At 66.0% G+C, this 21,765-nt stretch carries 20 protein-coding genes; 7 read left to right on the forward strand and 13 right to left on the reverse strand.

Annotated features, from left to right (window positions below; genetic code table 11):
• Positions 1 to 88: 88 nt before the first annotated feature.
• Genes BLU54_RS17420 through BLU54_RS17430 form a run of 3 tightly spaced genes read left to right on the forward strand, consistent with a single transcriptional unit; the run spans position 89 to position 2,822 of the window.
• Positions 89 to 832, forward strand: coding sequence for a (Fe-S)-binding protein (locus BLU54_RS17420; protein ID WP_091911225.1), 744 nt, complete (start codon positions 89 to 91; stop codon positions 830 to 832).
• Entirely contained in the window at positions 829 to 2,214 is a 1,386-nt protein-coding gene (locus tag BLU54_RS17425; RefSeq protein WP_091911227.1) for a lactate utilization protein B, read from the forward strand. Before BLU54_RS17420 ends, BLU54_RS17425 begins: the two co-directional genes overlap by 4 nt.
• Positions 2,211 to 2,822 carry a LutC/YkgG family protein gene (locus BLU54_RS17430; protein WP_091911229.1) on the forward strand — a complete coding sequence of 204 codons (612 nt, stop codon included), beginning with the start codon at positions 2,211 to 2,213 and terminating at the stop codon, positions 2,820 to 2,822. The genes BLU54_RS17425 and BLU54_RS17430 overlap by 4 nt, the downstream gene beginning before the upstream one ends.
• A 14-nt stretch (positions 2,823 to 2,836) precedes the next feature.
• Here BLU54_RS17430 and BLU54_RS17435 read toward each other — a convergent pair whose 3' ends face one another.
• From BLU54_RS17435 to BLU54_RS17465, 7 genes are all read right to left on the reverse strand, one after another.
• A complete protein-coding gene (locus BLU54_RS17435) occupies positions 2,837 to 5,161 on the reverse strand; it encodes a putative bifunctional diguanylate cyclase/phosphodiesterase (RefSeq protein WP_091911231.1) in 2,325 nt (774 codons plus the stop codon).
• An 85-nt stretch (positions 5,162 to 5,246) separates the two neighbouring features.
• Entirely contained in the window at positions 5,247 to 5,762 is a 516-nt protein-coding gene (locus tag BLU54_RS17440; RefSeq protein ID WP_091911233.1) for a low affinity iron permease family protein, read from the reverse strand.
• A gap of 142 nt (positions 5,763 to 5,904) precedes the next feature.
• Entirely contained in the window at positions 5,905 to 7,215 is a 1,311-nt protein-coding gene (locus BLU54_RS17445) for a four-carbon acid sugar kinase family protein (protein ID WP_091911236.1), read from the reverse strand.
• Positions 7,212 to 8,510, reverse strand: coding sequence for a ribulose-bisphosphate carboxylase large subunit family protein (locus BLU54_RS17450; RefSeq protein WP_091911238.1), 1,299 nt, complete (start codon positions 8,508 to 8,510; stop codon positions 7,212 to 7,214). Before BLU54_RS17450 ends, BLU54_RS17445 begins: the two co-directional genes overlap by 4 nt.
• The gene (locus tag BLU54_RS17455) at positions 8,507 to 9,046 is read right to left on the reverse strand and encodes a VOC family protein (protein WP_091911240.1); all 540 of its coding nucleotides are present in this window, start codon (positions 9,044 to 9,046) and stop codon (positions 8,507 to 8,509) included. The genes BLU54_RS17450 and BLU54_RS17455 overlap by 4 nt, the downstream gene beginning before the upstream one ends.
• Before the next feature lie 105 nt (positions 9,047 to 9,151).
• Positions 9,152 to 11,044 carry a TRAP transporter large permease gene (locus BLU54_RS17460; protein ID WP_091911242.1) on the reverse strand — a complete coding sequence of 631 codons (1,893 nt, stop codon included), beginning with the start codon at positions 11,042 to 11,044 and terminating at the stop codon, positions 9,152 to 9,154.
• 129 nt (positions 11,045 to 11,173) lie between these two features.
• Entirely contained in the window at positions 11,174 to 12,193 is a 1,020-nt protein-coding gene (locus BLU54_RS17465; RefSeq protein WP_091911244.1) for a TRAP transporter substrate-binding protein, read from the reverse strand.
• A 268-nt stretch (positions 12,194 to 12,461) separates the two neighbouring features.
• On the opposite strand from BLU54_RS17465, the gene BLU54_RS17470 reads away from it, so the two are divergent.
• Entirely contained in the window at positions 12,462 to 13,583 is a 1,122-nt protein-coding gene (locus BLU54_RS17470) for a LacI family DNA-binding transcriptional regulator (RefSeq protein WP_091911246.1), read from the forward strand.
• Positions 13,584 to 13,661: 78 nt separating this feature from the next.
• On the opposite strand, the gene BLU54_RS17475 is transcribed toward BLU54_RS17470, so the two are convergent.
• The 5 genes from BLU54_RS17475 to BLU54_RS17495 all read right to left on the reverse strand — a co-directional run bounded on the left by BLU54_RS17475 (position 13,662) and on the right by BLU54_RS17495 (position 17,137).
• Positions 13,662 to 14,201, reverse strand: a complete 540-nt coding sequence (locus tag BLU54_RS17475) for a hypothetical protein (RefSeq protein WP_235838004.1) — start codon at positions 14,199 to 14,201, stop codon at positions 13,662 to 13,664.
• Positions 14,198 to 14,737: a hypothetical protein gene (locus BLU54_RS17480; protein ID WP_091911251.1), complete on the reverse strand. Its 540-nt coding sequence runs from the start codon at positions 14,735 to 14,737 to the stop codon at positions 14,198 to 14,200. Before BLU54_RS17480 ends, BLU54_RS17475 begins: the two co-directional genes overlap by 4 nt.
• A gap of 224 nt (positions 14,738 to 14,961) precedes the next feature.
• The gene (locus BLU54_RS17485) at positions 14,962 to 15,387 is read right to left on the reverse strand and encodes a PCC domain-containing protein (RefSeq protein WP_091911252.1); all 426 of its coding nucleotides are present in this window, start codon (positions 15,385 to 15,387) and stop codon (positions 14,962 to 14,964) included.
• On the reverse strand, positions 15,375 to 15,980 hold the full coding sequence (locus BLU54_RS17490; protein WP_139169743.1) for a PPC domain-containing DNA-binding protein: 606 nt from the start codon (positions 15,978 to 15,980) through the stop codon (positions 15,375 to 15,377). The genes BLU54_RS17485 and BLU54_RS17490 overlap by 13 nt, the downstream gene beginning before the upstream one ends.
• A gap of 242 nt (positions 15,981 to 16,222) precedes the next feature.
• On the reverse strand, positions 16,223 to 17,137 hold the full coding sequence (locus BLU54_RS17495) for a LysR family transcriptional regulator (RefSeq protein ID WP_091911256.1): 915 nt from the start codon (positions 17,135 to 17,137) through the stop codon (positions 16,223 to 16,225).
• Between the two features lie 394 nt (positions 17,138 to 17,531).
• Here BLU54_RS17495 and BLU54_RS17500 point away from each other — a divergent pair, with 394 nt between their 5' ends.
• From BLU54_RS17500 to BLU54_RS17510, 3 genes are all read left to right on the forward strand, one after another.
• On the forward strand, positions 17,532 to 18,671 hold the full coding sequence (locus BLU54_RS17500) for a sigma-54-dependent Fis family transcriptional regulator (protein ID WP_170845204.1): 1,140 nt from the start codon (positions 17,532 to 17,534) through the stop codon (positions 18,669 to 18,671).
• Positions 18,672 to 18,921: 250 nt separating this feature from the next.
• Positions 18,922 to 19,485: a TetR/AcrR family transcriptional regulator gene (locus tag BLU54_RS17505; protein WP_091911260.1), complete on the forward strand. Its 564-nt coding sequence runs from the start codon at positions 18,922 to 18,924 to the stop codon at positions 19,483 to 19,485.
• Between the two features lie 314 nt (positions 19,486 to 19,799).
• Entirely contained in the window at positions 19,800 to 20,228 is a 429-nt protein-coding gene (locus BLU54_RS17510; protein ID WP_091911262.1) for an organic hydroperoxide resistance protein, read from the forward strand.
• Positions 20,229 to 20,347: 119 nt separating this feature from the next.
• On the opposite strand, the gene BLU54_RS17515 is transcribed toward BLU54_RS17510, so the two are convergent.
• The gene (locus tag BLU54_RS17515; protein WP_091911264.1) at positions 20,348 to 21,514 is read right to left on the reverse strand and encodes an acetyl-CoA acetyltransferase; all 1,167 of its coding nucleotides are present in this window, start codon (positions 21,512 to 21,514) and stop codon (positions 20,348 to 20,350) included.
• Between the last annotated feature and the right edge of the window lie 251 nt (positions 21,515 to 21,765).

Consider the following 21,765-nt stretch of genomic DNA (forward strand, 5'->3'; position numbering starts at 1 on the left):
GCCAAAATAACCCACGTCGCCACGCCGGTAAAGCGTTTTGCTCGGACGCCAAGTGCGTATTGGACGGCCCCGCCAACGGGATAATCAGATGAAAGTCGCCTTGTTCGTCCCCTGTTTCATCGACGCGTTCTATCCCGAGGTCGCGGTCGCGACGCTCGAATTGCTCGAGCGCTTCGGTCTCGATGTCGACTACCCGATGCAGCAGACCTGTTGCGGCCAGCCGATGGCCAACAGCGGCGCGGAGCAGGAAGCGGCCGGCGCCGAGCAGGTCTTCGTGCGGAACTTTGCCGGCTACGACTACATCGTCGGACCCTCGGCGAGCTGCATCCATCACATCCGCAGTCATCTCACCGCGGTCGAGCAGACGGCGGAAGTCCAGCACATCCGCGAACGTGCATGGGAGCTGACCGAATTCCTCCACGATGTGCTGGGCGCACGCTCATTCCCGTGGGCGGAATTTCCGCATACGGTCGGTCTGCACGTCAGTTGCAGCGCGCTGCGGCATCTGAAAATGGCGTCGGCTTCGGAGATCGCGGGGCCGTCGTTCTCGAAACCCAGGACGCTGCTGGAAGGGGTGAAAGGCATCAGTTTTGCCCAGACCGAGCGCGTCGACGAATGCTGCGGCTTCGGCGGCACCTTCTCGGTCAGCGAGGAGGCGGTGTCCGTGCGGATGGGGCAGGACAAGGTCGCGCGTCATGCGGCCGCGGGGGCGGAATACATCGTTTCGGGCGACATGTCGTGCCTGATGCACCAGCAGGGTTGCGCGCAGCGCATGAAGCTCGATACCCGCTTCCTTCATATCGCGCAGGTCCTCAATGGAGTCCGCGCATGAGCACACGGGTCGATCATGCGAAGGCGGCGCGCGCCTTCATCGCCAAGACGGATCATCTGACGTTTCACGACAAGCGGCTTTGGGACCTGCGCAGCAAGCGCGACCGGCAGACCGCTGCGGTGCCGGAATGGGAGACGCTGCGTACGCTGGCTTCGGAGATCAAGGAACATACGCTGTCGCATCTGGCCGATTATCTCGAACAGTTCGCCGAGCGCGCGGAGGCCAACGGCATCGTCGTGCATTGGGCCGCCGATGCCGAGGAGCACAACGCGATCGTGCATCGGCTGCTGAGCGAGCGAGGCATGACGACGTTGGTCAAGAGCAAGTCGATGCTCACCGACGAGTGCGCGATGCGCGCCTATCTCGAACCACGCGGCATCACGGTCATGGAGACGGATCTGGGCGAGCGGATCCAGCAGCTCGACAACCAGGATCCAAGCCATATGGTGGTGCCGGCGGTGCACAAGCTGCGCGACGACGTGGCCACACTCTTCGGGCGCACGATCGGGACCGACCCGACCAACAACGATATCCATTACCTGGCCGAGAGCCAGCGCATGGATACGCGGCCCTATTTCGTACGGGAGAAGACCGCCGGGATGACCGGCTGTAATTTCGCGATAGCCGAGACGGGCAGTGTGGTGGTCTGCACGAACGAGGGCAATGCGGACCTTTCGGCGAACGTGCCGCCGCTGCACATCGCTTCGATCGGCATCGAAAAGCTGATCCCGTCGGTTGCCGATCTTGGCGTATTTGTCCGCATGCTGTCGCGCAGCGCACTGGGTTCGCCGATTACCCAGTACACGTCCCACTTTCGCGCGCCCCGGCCCGGCACCGAAATGCACTACATCCTGGTCGACAACGGGCGCGCGGAGCGGCTCGCGATGCAGGACTTCTGGTATTCGCTGAAATGCATCCGTTGTGGTGCGTGCATGAACACCTGCCCGGTGTACCGACGCAGCGGCGGTCTGTCCTATGGAGGCACCTATTCCGGGCCGATCGGCGCCATCATCAATCCGACCTACGACCTGAAGCGTTACAGCGCGCTGCCTTTCGCGTCCACGCTCAACGGCAGCTGCACCAACGTGTGTCCGGTCCGCATCAACATCCACGAGCAGATCTACAAGTGGCGCCAGGTGATTACCGCGCGCCACGAGGTGCCGTTCGTGAAGCGCGAAGTGGTGAAGATGGCCGGGCGGTTGCTCGCGAGTCCGACGCTCTACCGCGCGAGCGTGGCGTCGATGCGGGGCGCCTTGCGCGGCCTGCCGAACTTCGTGCTCTACAACCCGCTGAACATCTGGGGACGTCAGCGCACGCTGCCGCCTGCCGCTGAAGAGACTTTTCACGAATGGTACAAGCGCAACCGGGGGAGCAAGCAATGAAAGAAGCCAGGGCGGGGCGCGCCGCGTTTCTCGCACGGGTCCGCGCCGCGCAGCCGCCGGCCCGTCCGCGGCCAAGGTTGCCGATGTTCGAGCCGCTGTCCGACCGCCCGTTGGTCGAGCGCTTCGAAGCGGCGCTGGCCCCGATGGGCGGGCAGTGCGTGACGCTCGCGAACGAAGCGGCGGTACAGGGATGGCTTGAAGAACGATTCGGCGCGGCGCGGGTCGTCTGCTCGGCCGTACCGGGCGTGCCGGGGACGCGCGCACTCGCGCCGCAGACGGCGCCGGCTTCGCTGCACGATGTCGACATCGGTGTGGTGCGCGCGCGCTTCGGTGTCGCCGAGACCGGCTCGGTATGGTTCAGCGAGGCCGAGTATGTCGTGAATGCCCTGGGTTATCTCGCGCAGCATCTGGTGGTGCTGCTCGATCCTGCCGCGTTGCTCGATGGCCTGCAACAGGTGTATCAACGTGCCGAGTTCCACACCGCGCGTTACGCGGCATTGGTCACCGGTCCCTCGGCCACGGCCGACATCGAGGGGGTGATGATCCACGGCGCGCAGGGCGTGCGATCGCTGACGGTGCTGTGGATTGCCGCGCCGACGACCTGCTGAGCGCCGCCCACGCGTCACGCGTGCGGTGCGCCGCGCGGCTGGCGGCGCAGCCAGATCGGCACGACCGCGGCCGCCAGCGGCCGGCTGATCAGATAGCCCTGCAGCGCATCGCAGCCGGCGCGTTGCAGCAACTGTTGCTGTTCCTCGGTCTCGACACCTTCCGCAGTGACTTCCATGCCGAGAATGTGGCTCAGCACGATCAGAGAACTGACGATGCGCGCGTCATCGTTGTCCGCGTGCATGTCCTTGACGAACGAGCGGTCGATCTTCACGCGGTCGACCGGGAAACGCCTCAGGTAGGCCAGCGACGAGTAGCCGATGCCGAAATCGTCGAGCGCCACGGCGACACCCAGCGCCTGCAACGCTTCAAAAGTCTGCCGCAGTGCTGGCGTTTCCTGCAGCAGCACGCTTTCGGTGATTTCGAGTTCCAGGCGCTGCGGCGGCAGGCCGGACTGTCGCAACGCGTCCTCGACGCGTGCGTACAGGTCGCCGGCATGGAACTGACGGGCCGACACGTTGACCGACACGCGCAGCGGTAGCGGCCAGCCCATTGCTTCGCGACACGCCTGCTCGAGCACCCAGCCGCCCAGCTCGACGATCAGCCCCGTTTCCTCGGCCACCGGGATGAAATCGGCCGGCGAGATCATGCCGCGTTCCGGATCGAACCAGCGCAACAGCGCTTCGAACCCGATCGTCGAGCCGTCCAGTCCACTGATGACCGGCTGGAAATACAGCACGAAGCGTCGCTCGCGCAACGCCGCGCGCAGGCCGAGGTCCAACTGACGGCGCGCTGCGACGTGGTCGGCCATCATCCTGTCGAAGATGCGGAAATTGCCGGCGCCTTGATCCTTGGCCGCATACAGCGCGAGGTCCGCACCGCGCAGAACGGTGTCGATGTCCTTGCCGTCGTACGGCGCGCAGGCGATGCCGATACTCGCGCTGACGGAGATCGGCACGTTGCCCAGTTCGATCGGGCGCTGCATTGCGGCCTGCAAGGTTTCGGCCAGCGCTTCGGCTTGCGACGGCCAGGCGCTCACCGGATGGAGAATCGCGAATTCGTCGCCACCCAGCCGGCTCGCCAGTCGTTTGTCGGGCAGCACGTACTGCAACCGTTCGGCGACGATGCGCAGCAGACTGTCACCGGCAGAGTGGCCGTAGACGTCGTTGATCAGCTTGAATGCATCGAGATCGAAAAGGATGACGGCGACGGGCTGGGCCGCACTGGCGTTCAATGCCTGGGCGGCCTCCTCGTGGAACATCAGGCGGTTGGGCAAGCCGGTCAGGATGTCGTGACGCGCCGCGTGACTCGCCTGACGCGCGAAACGATGCTGGGTGCGCAGTTGCCGCAGACTGAGCCACGCGCACACCGCGGCCGCCATCGACATCAGCAGCCCGCCGCCGCAGATGACGGCGACTTCGGGCCACCATGCCGCGTCGACACGCTCGATGCGATAGCTGACTGCGATGAACGCTGGAAAATGCGGCAGCGGGGCGCCCCAGAACAAGCGCTCCTGTCCGTCGATGACACTGCGCTTCTCGACTGGCGGCTGTCCCTCACGACGGAAATGGATCGCGGCGCTTTTGGCCCACGCGAACTTGGTGCCGACCCGCGCGCCGGCACGCGGGGATCGCGCGAGCAGTGTGCCGTCGTCGCACAGCAATGCGATGCTGCCGCCGGCGCCGATATCGACTCGCGCGAGGAAATCCTCGATGCTCTGCAGACGCACGGCGCCCAGCACGAAGCCGATGAGCTTGCCGTCGGGCGCGGTGAACCGGCGCGCGAGAAATACCATCGCACTGTTGGCGCGTCGGTCCGCGATCGGCGCGGTGAGAAAATGATCGAGCCGCGGATCGGCCGCGAGCGCGGTGTAGTAACTGGTTTCGGCGATGCTCGCGGCATCGTCGGCGGGCCAGGCTCGCGACGAATTCACCACGCGGCCGTCGTGGGTGACGAGCATGATGGCGTCGGCGTACGACAGGCCGGTGACGCGGTCGCGCAGCAACTCGTGCGCATCCCGGTCGCTCATCTGTTTGCGAAAGGCCTCGACAGTGGTGATGCCGCTGTCCCGCATCTTGTCGATCACGCCTTGCTGGACCGTCTCGACCGCTTGGAGCGCGCGATCCGTCTCCTGCGACAGGACCAGCGAGAGATTGCGCAATTGCTGGGTCGCGCTGACTACCGCCCGATCGCGCAGATCCATGCTCAGGAGCACCGAACTGGTCAGCACCGCCACGATGAAGGCACCGGCCGCGAACACGATGCCGCGTTCGAAAGCCGACAGACCGTCAGGCGTGCGGGGCAGATGCGCGGTCGTCTGAGCGGTCGAAGTGGCAGCCATGCGACGAAGGGTCCGGAAAGGCCGAGCGCAGCGGCGACCGGCATACCACTATCCAACGGGAGAGACGGGACGCGCGTGCGCTCGGCTAACGGACCTCGTCAGGGAGGACGATCGCACTGCCGCTGCCGCGCGGCGCACCGTGCCGGCGTTGCCGTGCCTGGTCGGCCAGACGCAGGTAGCGTTCGGCGAGCTGGCGCAACTCTTCCTCAGTCGACTCTTCGATGCCGATCATCTCATTATCGGCACTGCGGTGCGAAGCCAGCAATTCATTCAGCTTCAGATGCAGTGCCACGCTGTCCTTGTTCTGACTTTGCTGGATCAGGAAAACCATCAGGAAGGTGATGATTGTGGTGCCGGTGTTGACCACCAACTGCCAGGCGTCCGAGTAATGGAAGATCGGTCCGGTGGCGATCCACACGACGATGGCTACGACCGCGACGCAGAACGCGATCGGGGAGCCGGCAAAACGGGTGACGGCGCTGGCGAAATCATCGAACGCCCGCATCAAAGGATGCTCGGCGGCGAACGAGGGGCTCGACGTATCGGGAACGCCGTCGAGCTCGTCATGGCTCAAGAGAATGGTGCGTTTCCGCCTGCTCATATGGTTCCTCCGGAAGCCGTCGCGACGCCGGTGAACTTGACGCAGGGCCATGCGACGGCATCGCGCGCACGGCGATGTGGTCTACCCCTGCAAACGTCGTGCCGGTCCGCGACCGGCGACGGCAGACGGCTGTCGCGCCGCCTCAAGACGCTGCCGCGGCCTGGTCGAAGAAGCCGGGTTCGCCCATCTGCCCACCTTTCAGAACGATTTCGAGACCGTCCAGATGCGGCCGATCGGCGTGCAGCCGGCACATCGCGACGCCTGCGCCGACGCGTGCGACGTAGGACAAGCCCCACACGTCCAGGCGCTTCACCGCATAGCTCGACGTGTCGCCGCCGGCCACCACCACCCGCCGGACCGGCGCCAGCTCCAGCACCTGCGCGAGCAGGTCGGCACATGCCGGTGCGAGGCTTTCGGAGACTGTCGCGCCGCCGCTGCCTGGCCGTTCCGTGTAGGCCAGCACGGAACGGCCCGCGTCGAGTGCGCGTCCGATATGCGCCGCGCTCGTTTCGAGATAGGCGCGATCGCGGGTCATCGCGGCTGGCGACAATTCGATCTTCTCGTAATGCCGGGCCGCAGCGATCTGCTGCTCGGTGAGCGGCGACAGGCTGCCGGCCAGTGCGAACACGGGCAGCGTGCTTCGCGGCCGGATTGCGCCGGGCGGCGGTGCGTCGGGCTGGGCCGTTGCCGGCAGCGCGCCCCGCGCCTGGACGAGCGCCTGCGCGACGCTGCTCGCGCCCACGGCCAGCAGTGGCGTGCGTTCCGCCAATGTGTCGATCAGCGTGCCGATGTGCGGCAACACGGTATCGTCCAGTACGTCGAACAGCACCGCCTGGGCACCGTCGGCCAGCGCCGCCTCGACTTGCGCCTGCAGCTTGCCCTGTTGCTGGGCGAGCCAGTCGATCAACGCGATCGGTGCCAGACCCTGCGCTGCCAGGTGGCGTCGCAGATCGGCTTCGTGCATCGGCGTGACCGGGTGGCGCGACATCGTCGGGTGGCGATCGATCCGATGGATGCCGGGCGGCGTGCCGGCCGCCGCGAACAGGTTGCCGAATACGCAGAACCGGCGCAGATTCGGCTGCCCGCCGACGATCGGCACGACCGGATTCGGAAAATGCCGGCGCAGGGCCGCCACTGCCGCGCCGATGCTGCCGGTCGCCGGCGCACTGTCGAAGGTGGAGCAGACCTTGTAGTGCAAGGTGCGGGCACCGATTTCCGCCAGGCGCTGGCCGACGCGGTCGACTTCACGGGTGATCGCGTCGGGCGGCAAGGCCCTGGCCGTGCCGGCGACCCCGATCGCGTCGAGTTCGCCGGCCCGGGCGAGATGTTCGGCACTCGGCGCATCGAGGAACAGCACCGTGCGCCAGCCGTGTTGGGCCAGCGTGGCCAGCGTATCGGTGGCGCCGGTGAAGTCGTCGCCGTAGAACGCGTGCAGGGGCCGGGCGCCGTTCATCGTTTCGAGCCGAAGAACGCCAGGGCACGGGCCAGGGCGGGCGCCTGCCGTGCGCGCTCGTCGAGCGTTTCGCCGTGGCTGACCGCATCCCACGCCTGACGCACGCTCTCGACCCCGGCTGCCGGTCCGTCCGGATGGGCGAGGATGCCGCCGCCCGACATGAACAGCAGATCGGTCGAGGCCACCGCAGCGAATGTCGCCGGCACGGTACCAGCCCATTGACCGGACGAGAATGCGGGCATCACACGGTCGTCGCTCACCCCGTCGAGCGACGCGAGGCTGTCGCGCGCACCCTCGATCACGTCGTCGTCGGCTTGCGCGAACTTGCCCTCCAGGCCATGCACGTGCATGTGATCGACGCCCGCCAGCCGCCACAGCGTCTGGTACGCCTGGTAGCCGATGCCGAGTGCCGGATCGCGCGACATCATCCCGAACCCGTTGCGATGCGCGTGCAGCACGAGCGGCGTCGAGCGCCGCAGCGACTGGATCGCGGAAAAGCCGCACCAGTTCACGCTCGCCATCACGCAACTGCCTCCTTCGCGTTCCACCAGGTCGGCGTGGCGGCGCATCGCATCGGTTTCGTCGGTGACGTTGAAGGCGATCATCACGTCGCGGCCGGTACGTTCGCGATACTCGCGCACGCGTGCCATCACCGCCGGCACCCGCTGCGCGAGCGGCGCATGTCGTGGGTCGGCGCAGATCTCATCGTCCTTGATGAAGTCGACGCCAGCCTCGCAAAGACGCGCGACCAGCTCGCCGGTCTCTTCCGCGCTGAGGCCGACGTTCGGCTTGATGATGGTGCCGACGAGTGCGCGTCCGCTCACGCCGGTGAGCCGGCGCGTGCCGTCGACGCCATGCCGCGGCAAATCGAACGACGCACGGTAATGCGCGGGCAGGGTCAGCGACAGCAGACGCAGGCCGGTCACCTCGCCAAGATCGTACAGATTGCCCGCCACCGTGGCAGCCAGCGTCGCGAGGTTCGCGCCAACGTTGGCGATCGGGTAGGCCAGCGTCACGCGGGCGCGGCGGTACGGGCCGCCGATGCCCTGCCGTGTCAGCCATGCGTTCGACAGGCTCGGCGAGGCGCTTTCGCCCAGTGCCTCGATGTGTTCGACGCGCGCGCGGGTGCGTGCCCGCAGGGCGTCGGTCTCGCCGGCGACGCGCACGAAGGTACCGCTCGACTGTTCGCCGGCCATCACTTCGGCCACCTTGGCTGGGTCGAGCGGCGTTTCAATCAGATAATCCGCAAGCAGCACGTCGCTGTCTGCGGGCAGCCGTCTGTCGCGTACGTTCATAGCGTGCTCAGTTGCGGGAACGGACGCACCGGATCGCTGCCGTCCCAGCCGATCGAAGCGTCGCGGATCATGTCGAACATCTTGCCTTTCGGGCCGGCGATCTCGGAAAGCTCGACGACGGTGCCGGGATGGTCCTCGGTATCGAAATAAACGAAGCGGCCGTTCTTGCCGACTTCGCCGCTCATCGCCACCTTGAAACCCGCCGCGGTCAGCCGGGCCAGATCGGCGTCGAAATTGGTGGTCCAGTAGGCGTTGTGTTGCAGTCCCGTGTTGCCAGCCTGCAGGAAATCGCGATACATCGACGGCGCGTCGTTGCGCGTCTGGATCAGTTCGACCTGCAGCGGTCCGGAGTTGGCGAGCGCGACGGAGTTGTGCACTTCGTACGACTTGCCGCGATACACGTAGTTTTCGATGGGGACACGTTCGTTGTAGAACCAGGGACCGACGCCGAGCACGCGGCTCCAGTAATCCATTGCGGCCTCGATGTCGCGCACGACGTAACCGGCCTGGCGGATCTCGCCAAAGAATCGACTCATGAAAAAGCTCCGAACGGACAAGCAGGGCGACCGGCGACGCGCCCGGCAGCGGGGCGTCGTCGAGGGTTGCGGGAAAGGGGCGGGCCGCCGGGCGCGGCCCGGGTCTTACAGGAAGCCGACCGACAGCCAGGGCACGGCGGCAACGATCAGCAGGCCGAGCGCCAGCGCGGCCATGTAGCCGCCGATGTGACGGATGCCGGCATCGGGACTGACCTTGCTGATCGCGCACGCCGAGTAGTAGCCGACGCCGAACGGCGGCGAGAACAGGCCGATGCCCATCGACAGGATCACGACCATCGCGTAATGCACTTCGTGCACGCCGGCCTGATGGGCGATCGGGAACAGCAGGGGGCCGAACAGCACGATGGCGGGGATGCCTTCGAGCACGCTGCCCAGCATCACGAACGCCACGATCGAGATCAGCAGGAAGCCCCACGCGCCGCCCGGCACCTTGCTCATCAGCGCGGCAAGATCCTGCGAGAAGCCGGACTGCGTCAGCGCCCAGGCCATCGCGGTGGCGCAGCCGATGATGAACACGATCGCGCCGGACAGGGTGGCCGCCTCGACCAGCATGGCGCCGAAGCGGCGCGGATCGAAACGGCGATACACCAACAGGCCGATGACGATCGAATAGACAATGCCGATCGTCGAGACCTCGGTGGCCGTCGCGACGCCTTCGACCACCGCCGCGCGGATCACGAACGGCAGTGCCAGCGCAGGCAGCGAGACGACGAACAACCGGCCGATCTCGCGGCGCGAGAAGCGTTGCGCCTGACTCAGGTCTTCCTTGCGGTAGCGCAGCCAGACGACGAAACACAGCGCCGCGGCCAGCACGACGGCCGGCAACAGGCCACCAGTGAACAGCGCGGAGATCGATACGCCGGTGACCGAGCCGATCGTGATCAGCACGATGCTCGGCGGGATCGTCTCGGTCTGCGCACCGGTGGTCGAGAGCAATGCGACGAGGTCGCCTTCCTTCGCCCCGCGTTTCTTCATTTCGGGAAACAGTACCGGCGCGATCGCCGCCATGTCGGCGACCTTCGAGCCGGAGATGCCCGAGACCAGATACATCGCGCCGATCAGCACGTAGGACAGGCCGCCGTGCAGGTGTCCGACCAGGCTCGCCAGAAACTGGATCATCGCCCGCGCCATGCCCGTCATCTCGATCAGCAGGCCGAGGAAGATGAACAGCGGCACGGCGAGCAGCACCAGGTGCGACATGCCTTCGTCCATGCGGCCGACGAATACTTCGAGTGGTGTGTACGTCGTCAGTGCAAGATAGCCGAAGGTGGCGAGCGCGAACGAGAACGCGATCGGCACGCCCGAGAACACGCAGAAGGCCACGATGCCGACGAAGAAAATCAGCAGATTGGCCTTGCCGAGCGGCTCCAGCGTCGGACCCAGCAGGTAGAACGCGCCGACCAGCACCGCGGCGATGGCGAGCGCGGCGACGATGTGTGTCGGCTTGCCCAACACCAGCAAGCGCGCGAAACCGACCACCAGCATCAGCACGATGCCGACCGGCAGGGCGGCGGCCCGCCAGGCGTTGCTGATCTCGAGCGCGGGCGTAACGATCACCGCTTCGCCGTCCGCATAGTGGTAGGCGGGAATCAGGATCATGGCGAGCAGCGCGATCGAAAACGTGAGCGCGACGGTGTCGACGAATACCCTGGTCGACGGCGTCAGGCGGCTGACCAGCGCGGTCATGCGCATGTGTTCGCCGCGCCGCAGGGCCAGGACCGCGCCGAACATCGACAGCCAGAGAAACAGCATGCCGGCCAGTTCGTCGGACCAGACGATGGGGGCATGCAGCACGTAGCGGGCGATGACGCTGGCAAGCAGCAGGCAGATCTCACCGAACAGCAGGACAGCGGCGATGCCCTCGATCAGCGTGACAAGTCCGTTGCTGAACAGATGAACCAGGCGGCGCGGGCCGCTGCTTGGAAACGGGTCGGTGACGCCGGCGGGCGGCACGGAGGAATGGACAGGTTGCACCATGATCGCTTCACTCGGTCGCGTGGGATGACGGAAAGCGTGTGCGGGCGTGCCGCAACGCCGCCGCCGCCGTCATCGTCCGGCGCGGAGCGATGTTGGCGGCGGCGCCCGATCGCTCGGGCGACTGATAGCTTAAGCGAGCTTGCCTACGGATTGTTCGAGCAGGCCCCACGCTTCGTTGCCGAAGCGCTGCTTCCACTGCGTGTAGAAGCCGGAGCTGCGCAGCGCGGCACGGAACGTGTCCGGCTGCGGCCGGTTCACCGCCAGGCCCTTCGACTGCAGGTCCGCGACCGCCGTGTCGTTGAGCTTGAGCACGTCGGCACGCTGCTTGACCGCGGCGTCGTTGAATGCGCCCGAGACCAGTTTCTGCAGATCCGGCGGCAGGCGATTCCAGGCGCGCGGGTTGAGCACGAACCAGTAGCCATCCCAGATATGGTTGGTCAGCGAACAGAACTTCTGCACTTCATAGAGCTTCGCAACCTGGACGATCGGCAGCGGATTCTCCTGCGCGTCGACGATCTTCGTCTGCAGCGCGGAATACACTTCGCTGAACTGCAGGCTGGTCGGCGCGGCGCCGAGTCCCTTGAACATGTCGATGCTGAGCGGGCTGACCGGCACGCGGATCTTCAGCCCCTTCATGCTTTGCGCGTCGGTGATCGGCCGGTTGCTGGTGGTTGTCTGGCGGAAGCCGTTGTCCCACATTTTCTCGAACGAGGCCAGTCCGGCCTTGAGCATCGCCGCACGCACGAAGGCGCCGAGCTTGCCGTCCATCGCCGCCCACACCTGCTGGTAATCGGAGAACGCGAAGCCGACTGCGTTGATCGCCGCGACCGGGGCGAGCGTCGACACCACGAGCGCGGAGGGCGTGAAGATCTCGATACCACCGCTGCGCACCTGCGCCAGCATGTCCGTATCGCCGCCCAACTGGTTGTTCGGGAAAATCTTGATTTCCACCCGGCCGCCGGACGCTTCGCGGATGTGGTTGGCAGCTTCCTGCGAGCGCACGTTGAGCGGATGCGTCAACGGCAGGTTGTTGCCGTATTTGAAAACGAATTCGGGACGGGCGGCGCGGGCGATCGACGGGAAGCCGAGTGCGCAGGCAGGGGCGAGGGCGGCGGCTTGCAGCAGCGTGCGCCGGGACAGGTTGGTCATTCGCTTGTCTCCATGCTTATAATGATGGCCGTCTGATGGTCCATCAATCATCGTTATTGACCGCGCGAACTCGTTGTTTTCCCCAACAGGCCGCGCGTTGCTACGGATTTCATGGCGAAGCGTAGGCTTCGCCGTCTCTCGCTGTCAAACGATGCCTTGATGGTTTTTGATGGTTTTCAGGAACGTTGGCGCGATGCGCGCCGATGTTCCGACGCGCGCTGCACGCCGTGTCCCGCAAACCTGCCATCGACCTGGATGCACCAACGCCATGCCGAATCAAACCGTTCGCGCCGCCGACGCGCTGCCGTCCTTGCCACGTATCGTCGACGTGGCCCGACACGCCGGCGTGTCCACCGCGACAGTGGACCGGGTCGTGAACCGGCGCGACGGCGTGCGCCTGCAGACGGTGCAGCGCGTGCTCGCGGCGGCCGCCGAACTGGGCTTTGCGCTCGGGCCGGAGTTCGACGCGCAGCGTCCGGCGCGCCATGATGCGATGTTGCACGGCGCGCAACCGGACATGCGCGCGTTGACGTTGCGCGCGGGACGGCCGCTGGAACTGCTGTTTCTTCTGCCGGCCGGCGAAAATCCCTATCTGCGCATGCTGGGCGACTACGTCGAACTGTCGCATCAGCAGTGGGCGCCGTTCCAAGTGCGCTGCCGCACGCATTACGTCGAGAGTTTCAATCCAGCCGAACTGGCGCGACGCCTGCTGCAGTGCGGCGCGCGGGCGGATGGCATCGCGTTCATGGCACTCGAGCATCCGGTGGTGCGCGACGCGGTTGACGCACTCGCAGAACGCGGCGTACCCGCGGTCACGCTCATCTCCGATGTCTCGAATTCACGCCGGCTGGCCTACGTCGGCATCGACAACCGAGCGGCCGGCCGTACTGCCGGCCTGCTGCTCGGCCGCTTCATGGGACCGCGTCCGAGCGGCAAGGTGGCAATGCTGGCAGGCAGTCTCGATTACCGCAGTCACGAGGAGCGGGAGATCGGCTTCCTGCATTTGATGGAGTCGACGTTCCCGGGTATCCGGGTGATCGGCATGCGCGAAGGGCAGGACGACAGCCAGCGCAATTACGAGCAGACACGGCATTTGTTCGAGCAGCACCCCGACCTGGCCGGCATCTACAACAGTGGTGGCGCATCCGACGGGGTCGCGCGGGCGATCAACGAGACGCGGCGCGAGCACAAGCCGCTGTTCATCGGGCATGGTCTGACGCCGGACACGCGTGCGTTGTTGATCGACGGCACGCTCGACGCGTTGATCACGCAGACACCGCAGGCCATCGTCGGTACCTGCGTCAGGGTATTTCGCAACGCGCGCGACGGTGCAGCCGATCCGGTCAAGCCGATCCCGTTCAACATCGTCCTGCGGGAGAATCTGCCCTGATGGCGAGCCCCCGCCGTTCCGCCTCGCGCGGTGCCTTGGCGCTGCGCCTCGGCATAACGGTCCGCGCGGACCGTTACGTCATTGCAGGCTGCCCCAGCGGTCGGTGGCGGGTTCGGCAGCGGCCCATTTCCAGACGCCGTCGCTGCGCTGGCAGAGCGGGGTGAGGAACCACTGGCTGTGCGCGTCGTCGTCCACGGAGAAGAGGACCTCGCGACACTGCGCGAGCGGCGTGCTGATGTCACGCACCACCTGCAGCGTGCCACGCTCGTCGTGGAATGGGATGCGGTGATGGATCGACCATGGCCGCTTCTCGCCGATCGGCAGATCCGATGCGAGCAGGGCGATGCGATTCTGTTCGTCGCGCTGCATGTTCCGGAAGATTCGGTTGATCAGTTCGTCGGTGGCGGCCTGGACGGTCACGCCGACGCCGATGCCGACAGCTGGATTCGACGAGAAGGTACCGGCCGCGATGCCGGCCGCTGCGCCTGTGAAGCCGCTGAGCGATTTGCAACCGGCCAGCGCGGCCACCGCGACCAGGCAAACGACAAGCTTCGCCGCCGCACGCGGAGGCGCCGCCCCGCCGGCCCGCACCGGCACGCGGTTCGGCAGCGCGATCATTGCAGGGCTCCCCAGCGCTCGGTAGCCGGCTCGGCGGACGCCCACTTCCAGTGTTTGCCATCCTGGCAGATCGACGCGACGTAGAAGTCGCTGGTCAGCTTCTGCTGGCGCACTTCATCAACGGAGAATACGATTTCCTTGCAGACCAACGCGTTCGCGCTGATCACACGGCTGACTGTCACGCGACCTTGCGCGTCCGGTTCAATCTGGATCGCATGCCGGCTTTCCCATTTCGCGACCTGGCCCACATCGAGTGGTCCCGCCACTTCGGCGATCTGGTCCTGCTGATCGGCATGCCAGCTGCGTTCCAGTCGTTGCACGCCGGCGTTGGCCGCGGCAAGCACGCCGAGGCCGATGCCGGCTGCCACAGTCGGATTACGCGTAACCTTGGCGGCGACTGCCGTGCCGGCCACGCCGGCGCCGGCCGCCGTACCCTCGTTGAGGAGCGAGCCGCAGCCCGTCAGGACACTGGTCAGGCCGGCAGCGCACAGGCAAACGGCCAGCCGGATGGAAGGGACGGTAAGGTGTCGCGGCATCAACGGTCGGTCTTCGTCGGTCTTTTATCCCGAAAATCATAGCGCAAAGCACGGGCAATCCGCGAAAACTCGACTCTTAAGGTCGCCCTTACCGTCTGCGCGAGCCGATTCGGGCTTTTTTGCCAGATGCTGCAAAGCGCTGGGAGGCTGTCGCGAATTGCGTTGCCACCGCCGCCCGCTGTGCTAGCAGCGAGGGGGCAACGCCGCAACGCCGCGACGCGCGATCAATCAGGCAGCCATTCGTGCAGCGCCGCCTCGATGGTGATGAACGCGAGGTTGCCGCCCGGCGCAAAGCGCCCAGCGTGAAGTGAGCCATCGGTCGCCCCTACCATGCCCTGCAGGCGCGCGTGCATTTGACCGTCGGCTTCGCGGACCACCTCTCCGCTGGCGGTCAGGATTTCGACACCGGGGCCACTGACGGTTTCGTATTGGCCGTCTGGCCGCTGCAGTGTCGCGCCTACCAGACTGCCGATCAGACCACGCAGCAGCGCGCGGCCGATGTCATGTCCGGTGCAGGCGGTTTCGAGCGCGGTACAGAGGTCTTCGTTCGGCTTGATGCGCACGGTAAGCAGGCGACCGTAACGCCCGCTTTCGACGGACATGTCGGTGGCGGGGGCCGCGACCGGCGATTGCGGGCTCAGTGTTGCCATGCGCTTCCCTCCGCCTGCTGTACGGCGAACGGATTCAGGATCGAATAGTGTGTCTCGGCATCCGGCGCAACGCGCAACGCAACGCCGCTGAAAGTGCTGAGCGCCACGACCATGCCGGCCGCGCCGGCGATGGCGCTGTCGAGCGCGAGATGTCCGCCGTGCAGCGAGCCGTCGGCGGCCAGGAAGCCCGCATGGCAATGCACCAGCGCGTCGCCGCTGGAATCGCGGCCCAGTGTCAGCATCGCGCCGATCAGTGCGGTTTCTCCCTCATGGTGGATCGCGGGGCCGTAGACATACGGCTTCGTGCCACCGTCGGCCCGAACGATCACGTGATAGTCGAGCGAGCGGGTGCCGCCGGCGATCACTTGCCCGCACCCCGCGTCGACGCGATTGGTGTCGAGCCAGGCGCGCAGGCTAGCGCCGATGGACGCGCCGGGCGGCAGGACCAGGCGATAGTCGTGAGCAACTTTGCCGACGACCTCGACGATGCGCGGCTCGCTCGGCGGACCGGGGTGGACGAAGGCTTGCGAGCGCGGCACCTGACGCGACGCGTCGGGCCGCGCTAGCGCGGGTTCGGATAGGGAGGGGGACATCGCATTCTCCGATGACAAGGTGCATGCCTTGTGCAAGGACGATGCCATCGAAAGCGCAGCGGGACGCGAGTGCCAAAGCCGCGATCCGACACCAATAAACGGCGGGAGACGTGCTGAAAACGCGCAGAAACCGCGGGAAAACCCGTGCTCGGAATTGATTCAGGATGCCGTAGCGACGGCCTTGGACCACGGTACGGCGCGACAGCTGCGTCCCGCCTGCGACAGTTGTCGCAATGAGATGATCACGCCGGCGCCGGCGGACAGGCTTCGCTGAGGTGCACGCGCCAGACTTCCTCGGCAATCTGCGCGAAGGTGTCGATACAAGGATTGTGATTGTTGTTGCTCCAGGTCAGCACGACGTCCACGTTGGGCGCGTCGGCCAGCTCGCAGAACGTGACGTGCGCCGGTCGGGTGCTGGCGATCGAGCGATGCACGAGCGCAATGCCCAGACCCTGCCCGACCAGGTTGACGATGGTTTGTTGGAAATTCGTTTCGAGCCGGATGCGCGGGGTAAACCCGGCGTCTTCACAGTGGCCGACGATCAGATCGTAGATATAGGCGGACGCCTTGCGCGGCGAAATGATGAACGACTCGTCGCGCAGTTGGGCAATCTCGCATGTACCAGTGGCGGCCAGTGGGTGCCACGAAGGCAGCGCCACGACCAGGGGTTCGCGATATACGGTGCGCAGCGCCAGACCGTCGCGTTGCGCGGGCGGATACATGATGCCGACATCCGCATCGCCGGCGCGCAGGTCGTCCGCCAGCAGCGTGGGAATCGATTCGCGCAGCCGTACCTCGACCTGCGGATAGGCGGACGTGTAGGCGCGGGTCAGCTGCGGTACGACGCTGTAGGCCGCGGCGAACATGAAGCCGACCGACAGTGTGCCGCTCTCGCCGAGGCCGGCGGCCAGTGCGTTGCGCTTCGCGCGCTCGACCGACGACAGGATGTCGAGCGCGTCTCGGCGCAGGCGCTCGCCAGCTGCCGTCAGGCGGACGTGGCGGCGGCTGCGTTCGAAAAGCGTGACGCCGAGTTCTTCCTCAAGCAGGGCTATCTGACGTGACAACGGCGGCTGCGAGATGTGCAGGGTCTCGGCGGCCTGACCGAAGTGCAGCGTGTCGGCCACGGCGACGAAGTAATGCAGATGACGCAGTTCCATTGCTCGACTCCTCGATGCGACGAAGCTGGTGGCGCCGCATTCCCTTGAGCGCACCGGCGGCACCGCGCCCGGCGGGAAACAGCGAGGCCGGCAGCGGCACGCGGGTGCGGGCCACTGTGCGAACGACAGAACGATCGGCGCAGTGACTGATCGCGGCGATGCGTTGGCGGCCCACCGCTATTAAAGAGATGGCCGAGCCGTCAAACAAGCCGGGATTGTCTCTATGGTGCGCGATTGATACCTGCCAGGTATCACAGACACGTGTACAAGGAATTGGAGTCGCGCGCCGCGCATCGCTATGCTCGTCACACAAGGCGGCGGGTTTGCCGAGCGTCTGGCCACAAGCCGGGCGGTCCACGGAAACCGCGGCTGGACCATAACATTGGAGACTGGCATGACGGCCCAAAACGCCCTCAACCCGGATGTGTCGTCGCGCGCGCCGCGCAGCGACGGACTGCCTTATCTGCCGCTCGATGCGTTGACCGACGGCGACCCTGCGATGCTGGCATTGATCGCCCGCGGCAAGCGCTTCATCGATCGCGGCCTGCCTATCTTGATCCTCGGCGAGACCGGTACCGGCAAGGAATTCCTCGCGCGTGCCCTGCATGCGTACAGCGAACGACGGCGCGGCGCGATGGTGGCGCTGAACTGCGCGTCGATTCCCGAAAATCTCATCGAAAGCGAACTCTTCGGCTATTGCCGTGGCGCATTCTCGGGCGCGCTGTCGCAAGGCATGCGTGGCAAGGTGGTGCAAGCCGATGGCGGTACGCTCTTTCTCGACGAGATCGGCGACATGCCATTCGCACAGCAAACCCGTCTGCTGCGCGTGCTGTCCGAAGGCGAAGTGCTGCCGCTCGGGGCGTCACGGCCGACGCCGGTGGATGTGCAATTGATTTGCGCCACTCATCAGGACCTGTTCACGAAGGTCGAGGACGGCAGCTTCCGGGAAGACCTGTATTACCGCATCGCGGTCGGCGTGCTGCGTCTGCCTTCGTTGCGCGAGCGAAGCGACCGCGGTGCGTTGATTGCGCGCATGATCGACGACGAATGGCCGGGCGCAAGCCTCGATGTGCTGACGCCTGCCGCCCATGCCGAACTGCTCGCGCATGCCTGGCCGGGCAATCTCAGGCAATTGCGCGCGGCGATTCGCTACGCCTGCGCGGTGGCCAGCGAGGATTGCATCGGCATTGAGGATCTGCCGGTCGAGTTGATGCGCGCGCGCGCCGTGGTGCGCCACAGCGAACCGGCTGCGGTATCGCGCAGCGACAGCACATTTGCGATGCACTCCCCAGCGGGCAGCCCGCGCACGGACGAACGTGGGCAGATCCTGCACGCGCTCGCCGCTAGTCGCTGGAACATCTCGGCGGCGGCGCGTACCCTGGGCATGTGCCGCGCGTCGCTCTATCGCCGCCTGAAAACACTCGCGATTCCGCATGTTCGCGATGTCGGCAGTGAATTGTTGGGCGGCGGCGAGGACTGGCTGGCTGCCACGCCAGCGCTTGGCGAGCGCGGCGCCTTGGCCGCCGTGCACTAGCGGGAATGTGCCGCGCCGTGCGGCGGTTGCACCGCCGCGGGAGCGATGCGCCCCGCCCCGGTGAGTGCGCAGCGCGGCGCAGCTGTCTTGCACGGCTCTCCGCGACGCAACCCCTGTCGCGCGGCGTCCGCTACCCCGAGAACCGCCGGCCGGAACGCGCGACCGGTCCGCCGACGAAGCGCAGGCGTGCTCTCAAAATAATCGCAAAACGACGCTTGCTTATCTATCTATAAGTAGATAGTATTCGGTCATGGCCAACCCAGTACGCGATCAGATCCTCGAACAGGCGGCGTCGTTATTGATGACGCGCGGCTACCACGGCTTCAGTTACCGCGACATCGCGGCCGAGGTCGGGGTCAAGACCTCGAGCATCCATTATCACTTCCCCACCAAGGAGGACCTGGTAATGGCTGCGGTCGAGGAATACAGCGCAGAGGTTGCGCGAAATCTGCGGATGATCGACACCACGCTGGCCGCGGATATGCAACTGCAGCGTTATGCGCACCACTTTGGGTTGATGCGGGGCGCCGCAGGCGATCGGATCTGCCTTTGCGGCATGCTCGCGTCGGATATTGAATCGTTGCCCGAATCAGTGCGGGTAGCCGTGCAGAGCTTCTTCAAAATGAACGAGCAATGGCTGGCGGCGGTGGTGGAGCGAGGCGCGCGAGACGGAACGTTGCGGGGCAGCGGCGACGCCGAGGCCGATGCGCGCGCGCTGTTCGGGGCATTCCAGGGATGCGTGCTGGCCAGTCGACTGTTTCGGAGTAGCGCACGCATCGATGATGTCGTGCGAGCTTGGCGTCAAGCGCAGTAATGGCAGTCTGCCGACAAGGAGATGGGGGCGCCGCCGAAGCTGGCGCAAGGGCCGCACACCGATGACAGCAGTCCACGAACGAGACACTGCACCGAAAAATTTTGTAGAGAAAACTATCTATAGGTAGATAGTTTCCGTTTTGCCTTCGCTTTGACGGACCACCGGCTGGCCATCCGCCCGCCTGTCGATGCCAGCGCAGCGGGTGGCGCCTTCCCGCTTAAGCGGGAAGGCATACGGCGCGGTCCAGGAAGCGAATGAAGTATCAAAATCAACCCGCTGGACCGAAGGGGTCCAGCAATTTGGAGAGAAAAGCCATGAGCAAGATCGAAAAAGTGCTGTATCGCGCCGAAGCCAAGGCCACCGGTGGCCGCGACGGTCGCGCCGTTTCGTCGGATGGCGTGCTGGATGTCAAGCTCAGCACCCCGCGCGAGCTTGGCGGCGCCGGTGGCGCAGCGACGAATCCCGAACAGCTGTTCGCTGCCGGCTACTCCGCGTGTTTTTTGGGCGCGCTCAAGTTCGTTGCCGCGCGCGATAAGCGTGCGCTGCCAGCCGATGTCTCGGTGACTGGGCAGGTTGGCATCGGCGCGATCCCGAATGGCTTCGGTATCGAAGTCGAACTTCGCATCGCGTTGCCGGGCCTTGCGGCGGAGGAAGCGCAGGCGTTGATCGATGCGGCGCACATCGTCTGCCCGTACTCGAACGCGACGCGTGGCAATATCGACGTGACGCTGGTTCGCGTCTGACCGGCAACACTCGCGCGACTGCCATGCGACAGTCACGCGACGGTCACGCATGCCGTCGCGCGGTCGGTTCGACGCGCGGCGCGCATGCCGTCACGGACGGCGCGGCCCCGACTGCCCGATCAATCCTGCGCCGACAGAATGCTGAGATAGTTTGCGACGGCGGCGCCGCCCATGTTGAAGACGCCGGCCGTGCGGGCGTTCGGGATCTGCATGTCGCCCGCCTGGCCGGACAACTGCATCGCGGCCATCACATGCATCGAGACACCGGTCGCGCCGATTGGATGTCCCTTTGCCTTCAGTCCCCCCGACGGGTTGACCGGTAGCCGGCCGTCCTTGCGCGTCACGCCATCGAGAATTGCGCGCGCGCCTTCGCCGCGCGGCGCCAGTCCCATCGCTTCGTACTCGATCAGTTCGGCGATCGTGAAGCAGTCGTGCGTCTCGACCAAGGACAGATCGTTCAGCGTCATGCCGGCTTCATCGAGGCCGCGTTGCCAAGCCCGTTGCGCGCCTTCGAACGCAATCGGGTCGCGTCGCGACAGCGGCAGGTAGTCGCTGACCTGCACCGAGGCGCGAAACGCGACAGCCGGTGCGCCGGCCTGACGCGCGTCCGGCGCGGCCAGCACCAGCGCGGCGGCGCCGTCGGAAATCAGCGAGCAATCGGTCCGCTTCAGCGGACCCGCCACGAACGGGTTCTTCTCGGACGGCGTTCTGCAAAAGTCGTAGCCGAAATCCCGGCGCATGTGCGCGAATGGATTCGAGACCCCGTTCGCGTGGTTCTTCGCCGCGATCGCCGCAAGCGCGTCCGACTGGTCGCCGTAGCGCTCGAAGTAGGTCTGCGCGATGGTGCCGAAAATGCCGGCGAAGCCACCGGGCACGCCGGCCTCTTCCTTCGCGTAGCTGCATTTCTGCAGGATAGCGCCCACCTCGGCGGTCGGCAGCGCGGTCATTTTCTCCACGCCGATCACCAGTGCGAGACGGGTGCGGCCGGCGCGGATCGCGTCGAGTGCCGAGTAAACCGCGGCGGACCCGGTTGCGCACGCATTCTCGCAGCGTACGGTCGAGGCAAAACGCAGCGCCGGCAACGCATTGAAGACGAGCGTCGATGGAAAGTCCTGGTAGACGAAGCCGCCATTGAACTGGCCGACGTGAACCGAATCGATGTCGTCGGCGGCGACGCCCGCGTGCGCCAGTGCCTCGGTCGCCACCTTGGCGATCATCGCCTCGGGTTCAAGCGCATCGAGCTTGCCGAACGGGAGGTGACTCCAGCCTACGATCAGTGGATTCATGACAGGCTCCGAAGATCGCCGCGTGGTCAATGACGCGGCGCAAGGCGGCCAGCCATCCCGGCGAGCCGTTCGCAGGGCCACGGCGCGTCGATCGGTACGACGCCCGTGGATGAACAGCGCTGTTGCTCGGGCAGACGCGCGAGCGTGCGGCCGGCATGGCGCCAAACGTCGTGATTGTGCACTGCGCCATAGGCGGCGGTGAATGCGGGATAGTGCGGAGGCGCAGGCAAGGGCGGCTGTTGCCGCGACTG

It is taken from the genome of Chitinasiproducens palmae, assembly GCF_900095735.1.
GTDB classification, from domain to species: Bacteria; Pseudomonadota; Gammaproteobacteria; order Burkholderiales; family Burkholderiaceae; genus Chitinasiproducens; species Chitinasiproducens palmae.

Excerpts from the sequence above, each read along its gene's own strand:
- BLU54_RS17420 (WP_091911225.1), top strand. The coding sequence starts at position 89 with ATGAAAGTCGCCTTGTTCGTCCCCTGTTTCATCGACGCGTTCTATCCC.
- BLU54_RS17425 (WP_091911227.1), top strand. The coding sequence starts at position 829 with ATGAGCACACGGGTCGATCATGCGAAGGCGGCGCGCGCCTTCATCGCC.
- BLU54_RS17430 (WP_091911229.1), top strand. The coding sequence starts at position 2,211 with ATGAAAGAAGCCAGGGCGGGGCGCGCCGCGTTTCTCGCACGGGTCCGC.
- BLU54_RS17435 (WP_091911231.1), bottom strand. The coding sequence starts at position 5,161 with ATGGCTGCCACTTCGACCGCTCAGACGACCGCGCATCTGCCCCGCACG.
- BLU54_RS17440 (WP_091911233.1), bottom strand. The coding sequence starts at position 5,762 with ATGAGCAGGCGGAAACGCACCATTCTCTTGAGCCATGACGAGCTCGAC.
- BLU54_RS17445 (WP_091911236.1), bottom strand. The coding sequence starts at position 7,215 with ATGAACGGCGCCCGGCCCCTGCACGCGTTCTACGGCGACGACTTCACC.
- BLU54_RS17450 (WP_091911238.1), bottom strand. The coding sequence starts at position 8,510 with ATGAACGTACGCGACAGACGGCTGCCCGCAGACAGCGACGTGCTGCTT.
- BLU54_RS17455 (WP_091911240.1), bottom strand. The coding sequence starts at position 9,046 with ATGAGTCGATTCTTTGGCGAGATCCGCCAGGCCGGTTACGTCGTGCGC.
- BLU54_RS17460 (WP_091911242.1), bottom strand. The coding sequence starts at position 11,044 with ATGGTGCAACCTGTCCATTCCTCCGTGCCGCCCGCCGGCGTCACCGAC.
- BLU54_RS17465 (WP_091911244.1), bottom strand. The coding sequence starts at position 12,193 with ATGACCAACCTGTCCCGGCGCACGCTGCTGCAAGCCGCCGCCCTCGCC.
- BLU54_RS17470 (WP_091911246.1), top strand. The coding sequence starts at position 12,462 with ATGCCGAATCAAACCGTTCGCGCCGCCGACGCGCTGCCGTCCTTGCCA.
- BLU54_RS17475 (WP_235838004.1), bottom strand. The coding sequence starts at position 14,201 with ATGATCGCGCTGCCGAACCGCGTGCCGGTGCGGGCCGGCGGGGCGGCG.
- BLU54_RS17480 (WP_091911251.1), bottom strand. The coding sequence starts at position 14,737 with ATGCCGCGACACCTTACCGTCCCTTCCATCCGGCTGGCCGTTTGCCTG.
- BLU54_RS17485 (WP_091911252.1), bottom strand. The coding sequence starts at position 15,387 with ATGGCAACACTGAGCCCGCAATCGCCGGTCGCGGCCCCCGCCACCGAC.
- BLU54_RS17490 (WP_139169743.1), bottom strand. The coding sequence starts at position 15,980 with ATGTCCCCCTCCCTATCCGAACCCGCGCTAGCGCGGCCCGACGCGTCG.
- BLU54_RS17495 (WP_091911256.1), bottom strand. The coding sequence starts at position 17,137 with ATGGAACTGCGTCATCTGCATTACTTCGTCGCCGTGGCCGACACGCTG.
- BLU54_RS17500 (WP_170845204.1), top strand. The coding sequence starts at position 17,532 with ATGACGGCCCAAAACGCCCTCAACCCGGATGTGTCGTCGCGCGCGCCG.
- BLU54_RS17505 (WP_091911260.1), top strand. The coding sequence starts at position 18,922 with ATGGCCAACCCAGTACGCGATCAGATCCTCGAACAGGCGGCGTCGTTA.
- BLU54_RS17510 (WP_091911262.1), top strand. The coding sequence starts at position 19,800 with ATGAGCAAGATCGAAAAAGTGCTGTATCGCGCCGAAGCCAAGGCCACC.
- BLU54_RS17515 (WP_091911264.1), bottom strand. The coding sequence starts at position 21,514 with ATGAATCCACTGATCGTAGGCTGGAGTCACCTCCCGTTCGGCAAGCTC.